Annotated in this window: 11 protein-coding genes; 7 read left to right on the forward strand and 4 right to left on the reverse strand. The window is 53.1% G+C overall.

The window, feature by feature from the left end; all coding sequences use genetic code 11:
- Window positions 1-90 precede the first annotated feature (90 nt).
- The 5 genes from Q7C21_RS09370 to Q7C21_RS09390 all read left to right on the forward strand — a co-directional run bounded on the left by Q7C21_RS09370 (window position 91) and on the right by Q7C21_RS09390 (window position 8,617).
- On the forward strand, window positions 91-3,621 hold the full coding sequence (locus tag Q7C21_RS09370; RefSeq protein WP_375150642.1) for a DNA translocase FtsK 4TM domain-containing protein: 3,531 nt from the start codon (window positions 91-93) through the stop codon (window positions 3,619-3,621).
- Window positions 3,622-3,799: 178 nt separating this feature from the next.
- Window positions 3,800-4,411: an outer membrane lipoprotein chaperone LolA gene (gene lolA / locus Q7C21_RS09375; RefSeq protein WP_003849334.1), complete on the forward strand. Its 612-nt coding sequence runs from the start codon at window positions 3,800-3,802 to the stop codon at window positions 4,409-4,411.
- A 7-nt stretch (window positions 4,412-4,418) separates the two neighbouring features.
- Window positions 4,419-5,762, forward strand: a complete 1,344-nt coding sequence (locus Q7C21_RS09380) for a replication-associated recombination protein A (protein WP_375150643.1) — start codon at window positions 4,419-4,421, stop codon at window positions 5,760-5,762.
- A gap of 92 nt (window positions 5,763-5,854) precedes the next feature.
- The gene (serS, locus tag Q7C21_RS09385; RefSeq protein ID WP_008925841.1) at window positions 5,855-7,147 is read left to right on the forward strand and encodes a serine--tRNA ligase; all 1,293 of its coding nucleotides are present in this window, start codon (window positions 5,855-5,857) and stop codon (window positions 7,145-7,147) included.
- Between the two features lie 318 nt (window positions 7,148-7,465).
- On the forward strand, window positions 7,466-8,617 hold the full coding sequence (locus tag Q7C21_RS09390) for an MFS transporter (RefSeq protein WP_003849339.1): 1,152 nt from the start codon (window positions 7,466-7,468) through the stop codon (window positions 8,615-8,617).
- 51 nt (window positions 8,618-8,668) lie between these two features.
- On the opposite strand, the gene pflA is transcribed toward Q7C21_RS09390, so the two are convergent.
- From pflA to ycaO, 4 genes are all read right to left on the reverse strand, one after another.
- Window positions 8,669-9,409 carry a pyruvate formate lyase 1-activating protein gene (gene pflA, locus Q7C21_RS09395; protein ID WP_008925842.1) on the reverse strand — a complete coding sequence of 247 codons (741 nt, stop codon included), beginning with the start codon at window positions 9,407-9,409 and terminating at the stop codon, window positions 8,669-8,671.
- A gap of 165 nt (window positions 9,410-9,574) precedes the next feature.
- The gene (gene pflB / locus Q7C21_RS09400) at window positions 9,575-11,857 is read right to left on the reverse strand and encodes a formate C-acetyltransferase (RefSeq protein WP_033761664.1); all 2,283 of its coding nucleotides are present in this window, start codon (window positions 11,855-11,857) and stop codon (window positions 9,575-9,577) included.
- Between the two features lie 70 nt (window positions 11,858-11,927).
- Entirely contained in the window at window positions 11,928-12,788 is an 861-nt protein-coding gene (focA, locus tag Q7C21_RS09405; protein ID WP_003849342.1) for a formate transporter FocA, read from the reverse strand.
- Between the two features lie 369 nt (window positions 12,789-13,157).
- Window positions 13,158-14,921 (reverse strand): 30S ribosomal protein S12 methylthiotransferase accessory factor YcaO, encoded by a 1,764-nt coding sequence (gene ycaO / locus Q7C21_RS09410; RefSeq protein ID WP_003849343.1) that lies wholly within the window; start codon window positions 14,919-14,921, stop codon window positions 13,158-13,160.
- Between the two features lie 313 nt (window positions 14,922-15,234).
- Here ycaO and serC point away from each other — a divergent pair, with 313 nt between their 5' ends.
- Together serC and aroA are read left to right on the forward strand one after the other, a co-directional pair.
- Window positions 15,235-16,320, forward strand: a complete 1,086-nt coding sequence (gene serC, locus Q7C21_RS09415) for a 3-phosphoserine/phosphohydroxythreonine transaminase (RefSeq protein ID WP_003849345.1) — start codon at window positions 15,235-15,237, stop codon at window positions 16,318-16,320.
- Between the two features lie 81 nt (window positions 16,321-16,401).
- Window positions 16,402-17,688: a 3-phosphoshikimate 1-carboxyvinyltransferase gene (gene aroA / locus Q7C21_RS09420; protein WP_003849347.1), complete on the forward strand. Its 1,287-nt coding sequence runs from the start codon at window positions 16,402-16,404 to the stop codon at window positions 17,686-17,688.
- The last annotated feature ends 196 nt before the right edge of the window (window positions 17,689-17,884 follow it).

Below are 17,884 nucleotides of genomic sequence, written 5' to 3' on the forward strand. Positions count from 1 at the left end.
TTCGGTACACTCCTGTGAATTCATACAGGATCAGCGTCGGGCTCGCCCGGCGCTGTTGCTTCTTACTTTACAGGCACCTGGAGAGTCCTCTTGAGCCAGGAATATACAGAAGATAAAGACGTTTCGTTACAATCGCTGAGCAGTGGACGTCGTCTGCTGGAAGCGTTGCTTATTCTGGTGGCGTTGTTTGCCATCTACCTGATGGTTTCTTTAGTCAGTTTTAACCCTTCCGACCCGAGCTGGTCGCAAACGGCCTGGCATGAACCTATCCACAATATCGGCGGCAGCGTCGGTGCCTGGCTGGCTGACACCTTACTCTTCATCTTTGGTGTGATGGCGTACGCCATTCCGCCCGTCATCCTGGGTCTGTGCTGGATTGCTTTCCGTCAGCGCGACAGCCAGGACTACTTTGACTACTTTGCTGTCGGGCTGCGCTTAATTGGCGTCCTGGCACTGGTGGTGACGACCTGTGGTATGGCGGCGCTAAATGCCGATGATATCTGGTACTTCGCCTCAGGCGGCGTGATTGGTAGCCTGGTGAGTAATGCGATTGCCCCCTGGTTCAGTCCAGCGGGTGGCACGCTTATGCTGCTTTGCGTCTGGGCGGCGGGCATTACCCTTTACACCGGCTGGTCATGGCTCACCATCGCAGAAAGAATTGGTGGCGTGGTGATGGGTGTGCTGACGTTTGCCAGCAACCGTTCACGTCACGATGAACCCTGGCAGGAAGAGGATGACGAGCAGGACGCGCATGAATACGCGGATGTGCCTGAACTGCATGCTGCCGATCAGAATGAAGATGAAGATGTGCTGCTTTCTGCTCCACGTGCAGCCGCCCAGCCTGCGGCGTCACAGCCGGATCCTCTGCTGGCTAAAGCGGCAGCAGCAACCAGCGCGGCGGTAGCGGCAACGGCGGAAGCCGCAGAGGTGACGCTCGCGCCGGCCGCTCCGGTAACGCCTGCCGCTGTTGCAGCGTCTTCTGCGGCGGCATCTGCGCCTGCAGCTATGCCAGCATCGCCGACGGCACAACCCGCGCCTGCGGCCGTGCAGAGCGCGCCAGCATCCTATGGTGCAGCAACGGCTCCGACTCCGGCGCAGAGTGCTTCTGCATCTGCGACCTCACCACCGCTTTATCACTTTGAAATGCCGGACGAGGCCCCGGCTGCGCCGTCGTTCAGTGCTTACGACGACGATGAACCTAAAATGGGGAACTGGCGCGACACACCAGCAATGCCTGCAGCTGCGGCCGCCGTCGCTGCCACTGCGGCCCAGGCGACCACGCGTACTGCCCCTGTTTTCGATTTAGCCCCTGAAACCAATCCCAACCCGCAGGTTAAGCAGGGCATCGGACCGGCGCTACCGCGTCCTAACCCGGTAAAACTGCCAACCCGTCGTGAGCTGGCCTCTTATGGCATTAAATTGCCTTCTCAGCGCATGGCTGAAGAGAAAGCAAAAACGGAAGAGAGCGAAACGGCCCCGGCTGGATCAGTTTCTGCTGCACCTGATGCTGAAGAGGCGCTGCAGCAGGCTGAACTGCGTCAGGCCTTCCAGTCTGAACAGCAGCAGCGTTATGGCACCAGCTGGCAGCAGGACGAGGAAGATGAGCAGGATGCTCAGCATCAGGATGCACTGGCACGTCAGTTCGCCGAGCAGCAGCAACAGCGCTATGAACCTGAAGTGAAAAAAGAGCCGGTATTTAATATTGATACCGCCTCAGCGTTTGATTTTTCACCGATGAAAGATCTGGTGGATGACGGCCCGTCTGAACCGCTGTTTACGATTGCCGCGACGCCAGAACCGGAAGCTCCTGCGGTTTCACACGAACCATGGCAGCAGGTGAGTGAGGTTTCACAACCTCAGGCTCCGGCTCAGGTTCCTGCACCTGACCGCTTTATCCCGGCAGAATCAGATTACAGTACGCCAGCAGCCTCGTCTGAGCCTGTGTATGCAGCGCCTGCAGCACCCTCTGCGCCCGCTTATGGTGCGCCAGTGGCTTCTCAGGCTCCGGCTTATTCTGCTCCAGCTTATGGTTCGCCAGCCGCCGTGCCGGCTCAGCCGGTTGAAGAAGCGAAACCTTCGCTGCATGACAGCCTGATTCATCCGTTCCTGATGCGCCATGAACAGCCTCTGGAGAAACCGTCTACACCACTGCCTTCACTGGATCTGCTGACTGCGCCACCTGAAGAAGAAGAGCCGGTGGACATGTTTTCGCTGGAGCAGACCGCCCGTCTGGTTGAGTCGCGCCTGGGTGATTATCGTGTGAAAGCGGAAGTGGTTGGCATCTCGCCTGGCCCGGTTATTACCCGTTTTGAACTCGACCTGGCACCTGGCGTGAAAGCGGCGCGTATTTCAAACCTGTCGCGTGATTTAGCACGTTCGCTGTCCACGGTTGCGGTTCGTGTGGTGGAAGTGATTCCAGGCAAGCCTTACGTGGGTCTGGAACTGCCTAACAAGCATCGTCAGACAGTCTATCTGCGTGAAGTACTGGATTGCCCTAAATTCCGCGACAATCCGTCACCGCTGGCTGTTGTGCTGGGTAAAGATATTGCGGGTCAGCCTGTCGTCGCCGATCTGGCGAAAATGCCGCACTTACTGGTAGCCGGTACCACCGGTTCCGGTAAATCTGTGGGTGTGAACGCCATGATTATCAGCATGCTTTATAAGGCGACGCCGGAAGAAGTTCGCTTCATCATGATCGACCCGAAAATGCTGGAGCTGTCGGTCTACGAAGGCATCCCACACCTGCTGACCGAAGTCGTCACAGACATGAAAGATGCCGCCAATGCGCTGCGCTGGAGTGTTGGCGAAATGGAGCGTCGCTATAAGCTGATGTCGGCGCTGGGCGTGCGTAACCTGGCAGGTTACAACGAGAAAGTGGAACAGGCTGAAGCGATGGGCCGTCCGATTCCCGATCCGTTCTGGAAGCCGGGCGACAGTATGGATATGACGCCGCCGGTCCTGGAAAAACTGCCTTACATCGTGGTAATGGTCGATGAGTTTGCCGACCTGATCATGGCAGTGGGTAAAAAAGTTGAAGAGTTGATTGCGCGTCTGGCACAGAAAGCCCGAGCCGCAGGTATCCACCTGGTGCTGGCAACACAGCGCCCATCCGTGGATGTGATTACTGGCCTGATCAAAGCGAACATCCCGACGCGTATCGCCTTTACCGTGTCGAGCAAGATTGACTCACGTACCATTCTCGATCAGGGCGGCGCGGAGTCACTGCTGGGGATGGGTGACATGCTCTATATGCCGCCAAACTCCTCCCTGCCTATTCGTGTGCACGGTGCCTTTGTTCGTGACCAGGAAGTGCATGCCGTGGTTCAGGACTGGAAAGCGCGTGGGCGTCCGCAATATATCGACAGCATTACCGCGGGCGAAGAGAGCGAAAGTGCCGGTGGCATCGACAGTGATGAAGAGCTCGATCCGCTGTTCGACCAGGCAGTCGGCTTTGTGGTTGATAAACGTCGAGCATCGATTTCAGGCGTTCAGCGTCAGTTCCGCATTGGCTATAACCGTGCGGCACGTATCATTGAGCAGATGGAAGCGCAGGGCATTGTCTCTGCACCAGGCCACAATGGTAACCGTGAAGTCCTGTCTCCGCCCCCACACGACATGTAGCAGTTAAATGTTTTGAAACACTACTCACTGAGCCAGTTCCGACTGGCTCATTGTTTTTTATACGGTTAAGCCCCATATCTGAATCAGCTTTCGGTTTTTTCTTCTGTTCTGATGGCGGAACGGCGACCAGGCTTAATGCAGTTATCGATGGGAACGTTTAAATAAGGAATTGAAGCAGATGAAATTACGCGTAATCGCTCTGGGCCTGTTGGCCACCTTTTCTTCAGCCAGCGTATTGGCTGATGCTTCCAGTGATCTGCAGCAGCGCCTGAATAAGGTCAGCAGCTTCCACGCCAGCTTCACGCAAAAAGTGACCGACAGCAGCGGCGCCAATGTGCAGGACGGCGAAGGTGAGTTGTGGGTAAAACGTCCCAGCCTGTTTAACTGGCACATGACCGCACCGGACGAAAGTATCATCATCTCCGACGGCAAATCGCTTTGGTTCTACAACCCGTTTGTTGAGCAGGCTACTGTCAGCCTGCTGCAGAATGCCACCAGCAACACGCCGTTTATGCTGATTGCCCGCAACCAGTCAAACGACTGGAAGCAATATAACATCAAACAGCAGGGTGACAATTTCGAACTGACCCCGAAAAACAGCGACGGCAACCTGAAACAGTTCACTATTCAGGTGACGTCCAGCGGCACCATTAACCGCTTCAGCGCGATTGAGCAGGATGGTCAGCGCAGCGATTACCAGCTGAAAAGCCAGCAGAATGGCGCGATCAGCCCGGATAAATTCACGTTCACACCGCCAAAAGGCGTGACGGTGGACGACCAACGTCAGTGAGGTCACGGTGAGTAACCTGTCCCTGGATTTTTCCACCGAGAATTTCAAACCTCTGGCCGCGCGTATGCGGCCAGAAACGTTGAAACAGTACATTGGTCAGCAGCATCTGCTGGGCGCGGGTAAACCGCTGCCGCGTGCGATTGAAGCCGGGCATCTGCATTCAATGATCTTATGGGGACCGCCCGGGACCGGCAAAACCACGCTGGCTGAGATCATCGCGCATTACGGTAATGCTGATGTAGAGCGTATCTCTGCAGTGACCTCCGGCGTGAAAGAGATCCGTGAAGCGATTGAGCGTGCCCGACAGAACAAACACGCCGGACGGCGCACTATTCTGTTTGTGGACGAGGTCCATCGGTTCAACAAGAGCCAGCAGGATGCTTTTCTGCCCCATATTGAAGATGGCACCATCACCTTTATTGGTGCCACCACCGAAAATCCCTCTTTCGAACTTAACTCCGCATTGCTGTCACGCGCCCGCGTTTACCTGCTGAAATCACTGACGCTCGAAGATATTGAGCAGGTGCTGGATCAGGCGATGCAGGATAAAGCGCGAGGTTATGGCGAGAGTGACATCGTGCTGCCGGATAATACCCGCAGGATGATTGCTGAACTGGTTAATGGTGATGCACGCCGGGCATTGAATACGCTGGAAATGATGGCAGATATGGCCGAAACCACCGCCTCAGGTCAGCGTGAACTGACGCCTCAGTTGCTTAACGAAGTCTCGGGTGAGCGATCCGCGCGTTTTGATAACAAAGGCGATCGTTTTTACGATCTGATTTCGGCGCTGCACAAATCGGTTCGCGGCTCCGCGCCAGATGCAGCGCTCTACTGGTATGCGCGCATCATCACCGCAGGCGGCGATCCGCTCTATGTGGCACGCCGGCTGCTGGCTATCGCCTCCGAAGATGTCGGCAATGCCGATCCACGCGGTATGCAGGTGGCGATTGCAGCCTGGGATTGCTTCACGCGCGTGGGTCCGGCAGAAGGGGAGCGCGCCATCGCTCAGGCCATTGTTTATCTGGCCTGTGCGCCGAAAAGTAACGCGGTCTATAACGCCTTTAAAGCCGCGATGCGTGATGCGCGTGATAATCCTGATTACGATGTGCCGGAACATCTGCGCAACGCGCCGACTAAGCTGATGAAAGAGATGGGGCTGGGCAAAGAGTACCGTTATGCTCATGATGAAACCAACGCCTATGCTGCCGGTGAAGTCTATTTTCCCAGGGAAATGGCCAGCCCGCGCTATTACACGCCAACCCAGCGCGGGCTTGAGGGTAAGATTGGTGAAAAGCTAAGCTGGCTGGCTGAGCAGGATCAAAATAGCCCGACAAAACGCTACCGCTGAAACAGACCTTACGGTAATGTGGGCAATGTTTTCAACGCATTCCACAGGAATGCGTCCCTTCTTTCAACCAACTTTTTATACACAGGATAAGCATGCTCGATCCCAATCTGCTGCGTAACGAGCCAGACGCAGTCGCAGAAAAACTGGCACGCCGGGGATACAAACTGGATGTGGAAACGTTGCGTTCGCTTGAAGAGCGTCGCAAAGTACTGCAGGTGGAAACAGAAAATTTGCAGGCAGAGCGTAACTCCCGATCCAAATCCATCGGTCAGGCCAAAGCACGTGGGGAAGACATCGAGCCGCTGCGCCAGGAAGTGAATGCGCTGGGCGAACGCCTGGATGCCGCTAAAGCAGAACTGGACGAACTGCAGAATCAAATTCGTGACTTCGCGCTGGCAATGCCGAACATTCCGGCAGACGAAGTGCCGCTGGGCAAAGATGACAGCGAAAACCAGGAAGTGAGCCGCTGGGGTACGCCGCGCGAGTTCAGTTTCCAGGTTAAAGATCACGTTGAGCTGGGTGAAGCGGCTAAAGGCCTGGATTTTGCGGCTGCCGTGAAACTGACCGGTTCGCGCTTTGTTGTCATGCAGGGGCAGATTGCCCGCCTGCACCGTGCACTGAGTCAGTTTATGATTGACCTGCACACTGAGCAGCATGGCTACCTTGAAACCTCCGTGCCTTACCTGGTTAACCACGCAACGCTTTACGGTACCGGACAGTTGCCTAAGTTTGGCGAAGACCTGTTCCACACCCGTCCGCTGGAAGAGGAGTCAGACAGCAGCAACTATGCACTGATTCCTACCGCGGAAGTGCCGCTGACCAACCTGGTGCGTGACGAGATCCTCGAAGAGGATACCCTGCCAGTTAAACTCACCGCACATACACCGTGCTTCCGTTCCGAAGCGGGTTCTTACGGTCGTGACACACGCGGTCTGATCCGTATGCACCAGTTCGACAAAGTTGAGATGGTGCAGATCGTTACCCCGGAACAGTCTATGGAGGCGCTTGAAGAGCTGACCGGCCACGCTGAAAAAGTTCTGCAACTGCTGAACCTGCCATACCGCAAGGTTTTACTCTGTACCGGCGATATGGGCTTCGGAGCGACTAAAACCTACGATCTGGAAGTCTGGTTACCGGCGCAGAACACCTACCGCGAGATTTCATCCTGTTCCAACATGGGTGATTTCCAGGCGCGTCGTATGCAGGCGCGTTGCCGTAACAAACAGGATAAGAAGCCGCGTCTGGTTCATACCCTGAATGGTTCAGGTCTGGCCGTCGGCCGTACCCTGGTGGCAGTGCTGGAAAACTATCAGCAGGAAGATGGTCGTATCGCCGTACCGGAAGTTTTACGCCCTTACATGAAGGGCGTCGAAATTATCGGCTAAGCAATCAGGCATCTTAAGACCCGGCCATGGCCGGGTTTTTTTATGTCCTGCATCTGAAAAATAGGATTTATGTCGCGCTGATTTAATCACAAATAAACGTTATCGATAACAGATGTGCTGGAGTGCTTAAAAACCTAATTTTTCATAGAGATAGCATTTAGCCGCATGTCGCCCAAGACGATTGTAACCCACTGAAGATTAGTAAATTAAATTGTCGGCCAGCAAAATGTGCTGCCGTTAAATTCCTTCCATTGACTTTAAAAAAGCTAATGGCAAACTGCGCGCAATTTCCTTCATTTGCTCTGGTTTCTATCCCCTATGTCAACCTGGTCACGCCCCGTGATACTGCTGCTTTGCGGCCTGATGTTAATGACTGTCGCAATTGCCGTGCTGAATACGCTCGTTCCACTGTGGCTGACGCATGACTTACTGACAACCTGGCAGGTGGGTATAGTAAGTTCGTCTTATTACACCGGTAATCTCGCAGGCACGCTGCTGGCTGGCTGGTTAATCAGACAGTATGGCTTCAATCGCAGCTATTACCTGGCTACCGTGATGTTTGCCGTCGCGACCCTGTGCCTGGCGATGATGTCGGGCTTCTGGGCCTGGAGTTCAATGCGATTCATCGCGGGTGTCGGCTGTGCGCTGATGTGGGTGGTGGTTGAGAGCGCACTTCTGTGCAGCGGCACGGTGCGTAATCGCGGACAACTGCTGGCGGCCTACATGGTTGTCTATTACATCGGTACTGTGACCGGCCAGTTACTGGTCAGCAAACTCTCTACGGAATTACTCAGCGTGATCCCGTGGGTAACCTCGCTGGTCTTCTGCGCCGTGCTGCCGCTGGTCTTTACCCGCGTTTCCAGTAATGGTGAAGCGACAGAGGCGGCTCCGGCCCGCATCTGGCCGATGCTGCGTCGTCGTAGTTCCCGCCTGGGTATTAATGGCTGCATCATCTCTGGCATCCTTCTGGGCTCGCTTTATGGCCTGATGCCGCTTTACCTGTCACATCAGGGAATGAGTGACGCAAATGTCGGTTACTGGATGGCGTTGCTGGTCAGCGCAGGTATTGTGGGCCAGTGGCCCGTTGGCCGCCTGGCTGATCGTTTTGGTCGCATGCTGGTGCTACGGGTTCAGGTTTTTGTCGTTATCCTGGGCGCGATGGCCATGTTGACCAATGCCGCGATGGCGCCTGCGCTGTTTGTGCTGGGCCTGGCAGGCTTCACACTCTATCCGGTGGCGATGTCCTGGGCTTGTGAGACGGTCGCCCACCATGAGCTGGTTGCAATGAACCAGGCGTTGCTGATGAGTTATACCGTAGGCAGTCTGGCTGGACCGGCAATGACCTCTGTTCTGATGCAGAATTATTCTGACCAGCTATTGTTCGTGATGATCGCGGCTGTGGCGCTGATTTATCTGGTTATGCTGCTGCGCAAAACGAATCATCAGGCTACGCCAGTGGCACATGCCTGATCGCCATTTGGCCAAAAGGGAGCATTAAGCTCCCTTTTTTGTGGCCGATTGTTAGTACATCACTTCGTGGCCGTAACTGGCGAGAATGTTTTTCACGCGCTCCATCGTCTCTTTACCCGGCGGCTTTACGCCATCCAGCTTGTACTCTTCACCCATCGCAATCCATTTATGCTTACCCAGTTCGTGATAGGGCAGCAATTCAATCTTCTCAACGTTCTGCATATCACGGGTGAATTCGCCCAGGCGATGCGCGGTGTCATCGTCATCGGAATAGCCCGGTACGACAACGAAACGGATCCAGGTTCTCTTGCCTTTTTTCTGCAGATAACGGGCAAAGTCCAGGGTACGGTGATTAGAGACCCCCACCAGAATCTGATGCACATCGTCATTCATCTGTTTCAGGTCGAGCATCACTAAGTCAGTAACATCAAGCAGTTCATCGATCACCGGATCATAGCGGCGTACGAAACCGTTCGTGTCGAGACAGGTATGAATGCCTTCCGCTTTACAGGCGCGAAACCAGTCGCGCACAAATTCAGCCTGAAGAATCGCTTCACCACCAGAGGCCGTAACACCGCCGCCAGAGGCGTTCATAAAATGGCGATAGGAAAGCACATCCGCCATCAGCGCTTCAACGCTGATCTCTTTGCCGCCGTGGGTATCCCAGGTGTCGCGGTTGTGGCAGTAGAGGCAGCGCATCAGGCAGCCCTGAAAGAAGGTGATAAAACGGATGCCGGGACCATCGACGGTGCCGCAGGATTCAAATGAGTGGATACGACCGTTAACTGACATTGCGATGTGTTCTCCAGTGAGTCTGCCGGGACAGACGGCGCAATCTCTGTTGCGCTCAGGGCAGGAAATCGATTCTGGTGGGAACCTTGATAAAGATGACCAACAAAACAGACTTTTAAGGAAAAGGCTCCGCGAGGAGCCTTTTTATATCGGGTTGAGCCGTGATTACAGTGACTGTGTGAAGGTACGGGTAATCACATCCTGCTGCTGCTCTTTAGTCAGGGAGTTAAAGCGCACAGCATAACCGGAAACGCGGATGGTCAGCTGCGGATACTTCTCTGGATGCTCCATCGCGTCCAGCAGCATTTCACGGTTCATGACATTGACGTTAAGGTGCTGACCGCCTTCGATGCTCGCTTCATGATGGAAGTAACCATCCATCAGACCGGCAAGGTTAGTTTTACGCACGTTATCATCTTTACCCAGCGCGTTTGGCACGATTGAGAAGGTATAAGAGATGCCATCTTTCGCATAGGCAAACGGCAGTTTCGCGACGGAAGTCAGTGAAGCCACCGCACCTTTCTGGTCACGGCCATGCATTGGGTTAGCACCGGGTCCAAACGGTGCACCAGCACGACGTCCATCCGGTGTGTTACCGGTTTTCTTACCATACACCACGTTTGAGGTGATGGTCAGAACAGACTGTGTCGGCACGGCATTACGATAGGTGGTCAGCTGCTGAATTTTCTTCATGAAGCGTTCAACCAGATCGCAGGCCAGGTCATCAACGCGGGAGTCGTTGTTACCGAACTGAGGATATTCACCTTCGATGTCGAAGTCGATCGCCAGACCATCTTCATCACGAATCGGTTTCACTTTGGCATATTTAATCGCAGACAGTGAATCCGCAGCAACGGAGAGACCAGCGATACCACACGCCATGGTGCGATAGACGTCACGGTCATGCAGGGCCATCAGCGCGGCTTCGTAGCTGTACTTATCATGCATGTAGTGAATGATGTTCAGCGAAGTCACATACTGTTTTGCCAGCCAGTCCATGAAGTGATCCATACGCTCCATGACGGTGTCGAAGTCCAGCACATCATCGCTGATTTTGTCGCCTTTCGGTCCAACCTGCATTTTCAGTTTTTCATCCACGCCGCCGTTGATTGCGTAGAGCAGGGTTTTCGCCAGGTTGGCACGTGCACCAAAGAACTGCATTTGTTTGCCGACAATCATTGGGCTGACGCAGCAGGCGATGGCATAGTCATCATTGTCGAAATCAGGACGCATCAGGTCATCGTTCTCATACTGCAGAGATGAGGTGTCGATTGAGACTTTAGCGGCATATTTTTTGAAATTAATTGGCAGTTTTTCTGACCACAGAATGGTCATGTTCGGCTCAGGTGAAGGACCCATGGTGTACAGGGTATTCAGGAAGCGGAAGGTACTTTTTGAAACCAGAGTACGGCCATCAACGCCCATACCTGCCAGTGATTCGGTTGCCCAGATTGGGTCACCTGAGAACAGCTCATCATATTCAGGAGTACGCAGGAAGCGAACCATACGCAGTTTCATGACCAGATGGTCAATCAGTTCCTGTGCCTGTTCTTCAGTCAGTTTACCGGCTTTAAGGTCACGCTCGATGTAAACATCCAGGAAGGTTGAGACGCGGCCAAAGGACATGGCAGCACCGTTTTGTGATTTAACGGCAGCAAGGTAGCCATAATAAGTCCACTGTACGGCTTCAACGGCATTGGTTGCCGGGCCCGAAATGTCGTGGCCATATTTTGCGGCCATCTCTTTAATCTGCGCCAGCGCACGATGCTGATCCGAGATCTCTTCACGCAGACGAATGGTCGCTTCCAGATTCACGCCATTCTCTAAATCGTTCTGCAGAGAGGCGAACTGGGAGAATTTATCCGCCATCAGGAAATCGATGCCGTAGAGAGCCACGCGACGATAGTCACCGATGATGCGGCCACGTCCATAGGCATCGGGTAAACCGGTCAGGATACCTGATTTACGGCAGCGCATGATGTCCGGGGTGTAAACGTCGAACACGCCCTGATTATGCGTTTTACGGTATTCGGTGAAGATTTTTTTCAGTGAAGGATCGAGTTCACGGCCATAGACTTTGCATGAACCTTCGACCATTTTGATGCCGCCAAAAGGAATCAGCGCGCGTTTTAATGGTGCCTCAGTCTGCAGACCAACGATTTTTTCCAGCGACTTATTGATGTAGCCTGCGTCGTGCGAGGTAATCGTTGAGGCGAGGTCGGTGTCGAAGTCAACTGGCGCGTGGGTGCGGTTTTCAATTTTGATGCCTTCCAGCACGCTTTCCCACAGTTTAGTGGTCGCTTCAGTTGCGCCCGCCAGGAACGACTCATCACCTTCATAAGGAGTGTAGTTTTTCTGAATGAAGTCGCGCACATTGACGCTATTCTGCCATTCGCCTTCAGCAAATCCTTCCCATGCTGAAGCCAGTTTTGCATTAAGTTCGGTCATAATATACCTGCCTTATATGAAGAGACTTTACGGTCGGGCACAGTCAACGTCCTGTGCCGTCAAAATGTGTTTAATGGACCTGGTCACCTTTACGGAGATAGATAACCCAGTAGGTCAACCCAACCAGAATGCCGCCGCCAATGATGTTGCCAATGGTCACAGGAATCAGGTTGTCGAGAATAAAGTTGCTCACGGTAAGCGAGTGAAACTGTGCCGCCGTGGTGCCAGCAGCCTGCCAGAATTCAGGTGCCGCGAAGTCGCGAATGACAATGGCATAAGGAATCAGAAACATATTGGCGATGCTGTGCTCGAAACCGCTGGCGACAAACATGCCAACAGGCAAAATCATTACCACCAGCTTATCGGTCAGGGTACGGCCGGAGTAACTCATCCAGACGGCGAGGCAGACCAGCAAATTCGCCAGCGTACCCAGACAAACCGCTTCGATGAATGTGTGATGCATTTTGTGATCGGCGGTTTCCAGGACATTCAATCCCCAGGCGCCATTCGCGACCATATGCTGTCCGGCAAACCACATCAGGGCGACAAAGAAGAGGGCACCTGCAAGGTTACCGGCGTAAACGTTAATCCAGTTGCGGGCCAGCTGTCCCCAGCTGATGCGGCCACTGGCTTTGGCGACGACGATTAAGACAGTAGAAGTAAAGAGGTCAGCGCCACACACGACGACCAGCATCAGGCCGAGTGAGAAACAGACACCGCCAATCAGTTTGGCTATGCCATAGGGCATCGTGCCGCTGCCGGTGGTCGCTGTAATATAAAAAACGAATGCGATGGAGATAAATACGCCAGCGTTTATCGCCAGAAAGAAGGTGGTGAAGGGATGTTTGGTTGCTTTATAGATACCGGCGTCTTCGGCCACTTTCGCCATTGCGGCTGGTAATAAAAGATTAAAAGGGTTGTCAGTTTTCACACTAACTTACTCCAGAAGTTGTCTGGAAAAATACTAACAAAGGAGTATAGGTCAGGAATTGATATGGATCATGTTTGCCGACGTGGCAGCCTGTAAATCGCAGAGGAAAAGCCAAATAAATCTCTAACTGTTTGAAATTATTTGGTTAAATAAATTTTAAAAATGCAAAATTTTTTTAATTTAAAAAGACTTACCTTTTTGAAGGGCCTGCCTGATGAATAATTAATGGCTGATATGTTAATTAAAATGGTTTGATGTAATTGAATGGATTTTAATACAGCTAATGTTCCACAAGGAAGGCAGAAAATTATGGCACCAGAAAAGGCCGGTGCCATGTTAATCCTCTTTTTGGATCAGTCGCGTTATAACTTACGCATTTTTCCAGTAGAGACGCTTAGCCGCCTGCAGTTTTTCGTAAGCAGCAAGCAGGGACTGATGAGCCGGGAATGCCTGCAGTTCATCATCAACGGCCTGCAGGCCGTTAAATGGATGTTCACCACTGATGGCGGCTGAGGCTGCTTCCATCGCGCTTTCACCGTACATACGCAGGAAGGCGTGATGATACTGCAGCGGATCACGCTCATCTTCCATTGCCAGTAACAGCAGAGTCTGCAGGCAACGATAGTAGTTAGCCCGCTCTGGCGTAAAGATTGAGCTGTTAAACTCCATTGTCCACTCTGTCCATATCAGTGCCTGATCCAGATCGCCACCCGCCAGCGCCAGCATCGCTTTTAATTCGCCAACACGCAGTGTGTACCAGCCGTTGTCTTTACCGGTTGCCAGACCCAGCAGTTCGCGAACGCGAGTGAAGTCGTCAAAACCTTCATCATCAAGCTGTCCAATCAGATCCAGATACTCTTCCGGATTCCAGTTGCTTTCAGGCAGGGCCAGCAGGGTTTCACGAATGCCAGCGCCCATGCTGTTATTCGCCAGGAAGAGATCTTCGGCAGGGTAGATATCAGACATCCCCGGTACGATGATGCGGCAGGCATAGACACCCAGATGCTCGTAGTCAGCAATATAGACTTCCTGATCTTCCGAGGCAAAGATGGCCATCAGTGTGGAGAATTCCTGCTCGGTGCTGCCTGCAAATGACCAGTCAACAAAGGGATAGTCCGCTGTTTCTTTAAACAGATCCCATGAGATCAGACCGCTTGAATCAATGAAATGGGTCTCCAGATTGGCATGTTCAGCGACTTCTTCATCATCAAAAGTCGGTGGCGTGAACACATCAAGATCTTTCAGGCTTCGGCCCTGCAGCAGCTCAGTGACAGTTCGTTCCAGTGCCACACCAAAATCGGGGTGGGCACCAAAGGAGGCAAAACAGGTTCCGTTGGTCGGGTTAAACAGCACCACACAAATCACCGGATATTTACCGCCCAGCGAGGCGTCATAAGCGAAAATCGGGAAGCCTTCCGCTTCAAGGCGGGCAATCGCTTCGATCACCTCCGGATAACGCTGCATCACCTCATCAGGAATCGCAGGCAGGCTGATTGCTTCCGCGATGATGCGGTTCTTGATGTAGCGCTCAAACACTTCGGACAGGCCCTGAACACGTGCTTCATTCGCGGTGTTACCTGCGGACATGCCATTTGAGACATAGAGGTTGCCGATGATATTCATCGGGATGTAAACCGTTTGCTGATCCGACTGGCGGGTAAACGGCAGGGCGCAGATACCGCGCTCAGCATTGCCAGACTGCAGATCAATCAGGCCGGAAGCCGTCAGAGCATTGTCGGGATCGTAAAACGCGTTCAGGCGCGCATCCAGAATGCCTTCAGGTAAGGAATCATCCTCAGGTAACGCGAACCATTTTTCATTGGGATAGTGAACAAAGTCGCCGTTCGCGATCTTTTTGCCCAGCCAGAAGTCAGCAAAAAAGTAGTTAGTTGAGAGACGCTCAAAATATTCGCCCAGTGCAGAGGCCAGCGCAGCTTTTTTACTGGCGCCCTTGCCGTTGGTAAAGCAGAGCGGGCAATCGCGGTCGCGGATATGCACTGACCAGACATGGGGAACAGGATTCAGCCAGGAAGCTTCTTCAATGTTAAAGCCGAGATCCTGCAGCTTGTTCTGGAAACGCGCAATGGAGTCTTCCAGTGCGGCATCTTTGCCCGGGATAAATGTTTGCGTCATAGTGCCGCTCTCTCTGTTGTCATGGGGTGCGTAAAGCGCGCAATGATACGGATTTTGCTTACAGACCGCTATCAGGGCGGGACATTTTTACGGGCTTAGTTTTTATCACATCGGCTCTCAGGCCAAACGTGGATTAATGGTGCTGGATGAAGCCTCACAAAATTCCGCGCTGGTTTGCATTGGTAACATAACCTCCGGCGAGGCATATTCAGAAAATGTGACCGCGCCCTGATTTATGATTGCAGCTATCAGTATGCAGTGATAAAACCGAATGGTTATTCATAACCGTTCGATATGACAGTGGTGAGGGGAAATGACGCAAGTTTATAATTTTAGCTCTGGCCCGGCGATGCTACCGGTTGAAGTCCTTCGTCGTGCAGAACAGGAACTGACGAACTGGCGCGGTCTGGGTACCTCTGTAATGGAGATCAGTCACCGCAGTAAAGAGTTTATTCAGGTAGCTGAAGAAGCAGAGCAGGACTTCCGTGATCTGCTAAAAATACCGGCCAATTACAAAGTTTTATTCTGTCATGGCGGCGCACGCGCGCAGTTTGCTGCTGTACCCGGTAATCTGCTGGGTCAGGCGACAACTGCTGACTATGTTGATGGCGGCTACTGGGCGCATAGCGCAATAAAAGAAGCGGAAAAGTATTGTTCCCCACGCACGCTGGATGTCAAAACAACCCGCGACGGTAAACGCGCTATCCTGCCGATGAGCGAATGGGCGGTAAGTGAGGCATCCGCTTACCTGCATTTTTGCCCGAATGAAACCATTGATGGCATCGCCATTGATGAACAGCCTGACTTCGGCAGTAAAACCGTTGTTGCTGATTTCTCCTCTACCATTCTGTCTCGTCCGATCGATGTGAGTCGTTATGGCGTGATTTATGCGGGTGCGCAGAAAAATGTAGGCCCGGCCGGATTAACGCTGGTGGTTGTGCGTGAAGATCTGCTGGGCCAGGCGCATGCCTCAGTGCCTTCAATCCTCGATTACAAAGTACTGGCCGATAACGATTCGATGTTTAACACCCCACCGACGTTTGCATGGTATCTGTCGGGGCTGGTATTTAAATGGCTGAAAGAGAAGGGCGGTGTCGCTGAAATTGATCGTATTAATCAGGCAAAATCTGACCTGCTTTATGGCGTTATCGATCACAGTGGTTTTTACCGTAATGATGTGGCGACAGAAAACCGTTCACGCATGAACATTCCTTTCCAGCTGGCGGATGCGTCACTGGATGCGCTGTTCCTGGAAGAGTCATTTAAGGCGGGATTGCATGCGCTTAAAGGACATCGTGTAGTAGGCGGTATGCGCGCCTCTATCTATAATGCGATGCCGCTGGAAGGTGTGAAAGCGCTGACCGATTTCATGGTCGATTTTGAACGTCGCCACGGCTGATTATTAAAATATCAGCACTAATGCTGATGCCAGACCTCGTCACACGGCGAGGTCTCTGTATTTTTGAGGATTTCGTTTCACATGCAGGACTCCCTGACTCTCCAACCCATTTCGCGTGTCGATGGCACCGTGAACCTGCCAGGTTCTAAGAGCGTTTCTAATCGCGCATTGCTGCTGGCTGCGCTGGCTAAAGGCACTACCCGTCTCACCAACCTGCTCGACAGCGACGATGTAAAGCATATGCTGAATGCGCTGACCGCGCTGGGCGTAAGCTATACGCTTTCAGACGATCGTACCGTGTGTGAAGTCACGGGGAATGCAGGACCACTGAACGCATCTCAACCGCTGTCACTGTTTCTGGGCAACGCCGGCACCGCTATGCGTCCATTGGCCGCAGCACTTTGCCTGGGCGAGCACGATATCGAACTGACCGGCGAACCCCGCATGAAAGAGCGTCCAATCGGGCATCTGGTCGATGCGCTTCGTCAGGGTGGCGCAACCATTGAGTACCTGGAAAACGAAAACTATCCGCCGCTGCGTTTACGCGGTGGTTTTACCGGCGGTGATGTCAGTGTGGATGGCAGTGTTTCCAGTCAGTTCCTGACGGCGCTGCTGATGACCGCGCCGCTGGCGCAGCAGGATACCTGCATCACGATTAAAGGTGATTTGGTTTCCAAACCTTACATCGACATTACGCTCAATCTTATGCAGTGCTTTGGCGTCGACGTTGAGAATCAGAGCTATCAGCGTTTCCTGATTAAGGGACAGCAGCAGTATCAGTCACCGGGCGATTACCTGGTGGAAGGTGATGCCTCTTCCGCTTCTTATTTCCTGGCGGCTGCAGCCATAAAAGGCGGAACGGTCCGGGTCACCGGTATCGGACGCCAGAGTATGCAGGGTGACATTCGGTTTGCTGACGTGCTGGAAAAGATGGGTGCTGCGATCGAATGGGGCGATGATTACATTGCCTGTACGGCTGGAAAGCTGCAGGCCATTGATATGGACATGAACCATATCCCGGATGCTGCAATGACCATTGCCACCACGGCGCTGTTTGCAGAAGGCACCACCCAGTTACGTAATATTTATAACTGGCGGGTAAAAGAGACCGATCGATTGAGCGCAATGGCGACAGAGCTGCGTAAAGTCGGCGCGGAAGTCGAAGAGGGTCATGACTACATCCGTATTACCCCACCTGCGACGCTAAAGCATGCTGATATTGGCACCTACAATGATCACCGTATGGCAATGTGCTTTTCTCTGGTAGCACTGTCAGATACGCCAGTGACCATTCTTGATCCTGGCTGTACAGCTAAAACCTTCCCGGACTACTTCGTTCAGCTGGCTAAAATCAGCCAGAGCGCCTGATATCTCTCTCTTCCGGTGCGGTTCCGCACCGGATCTCCCCGGATTTAATCTGGCTGTAACGGCCCAGCGATCCTCTGAATTAACTAAAATTACGAACCCGGTTAGTGCGAAACAGTAACCAAGCCGCGCTATGCAGCGTATAATGCGAGTCATTAATGGTGACCGAAAGGTCAGGAAGCACGCAGCAACAGGAGGG

The organism is Pantoea sp. ANP04, from assembly GCF_041982285.1.
Lineage (GTDB): Bacteria > Pseudomonadota > Gammaproteobacteria > Enterobacterales > Enterobacteriaceae > Pantoea > Pantoea eucalypti.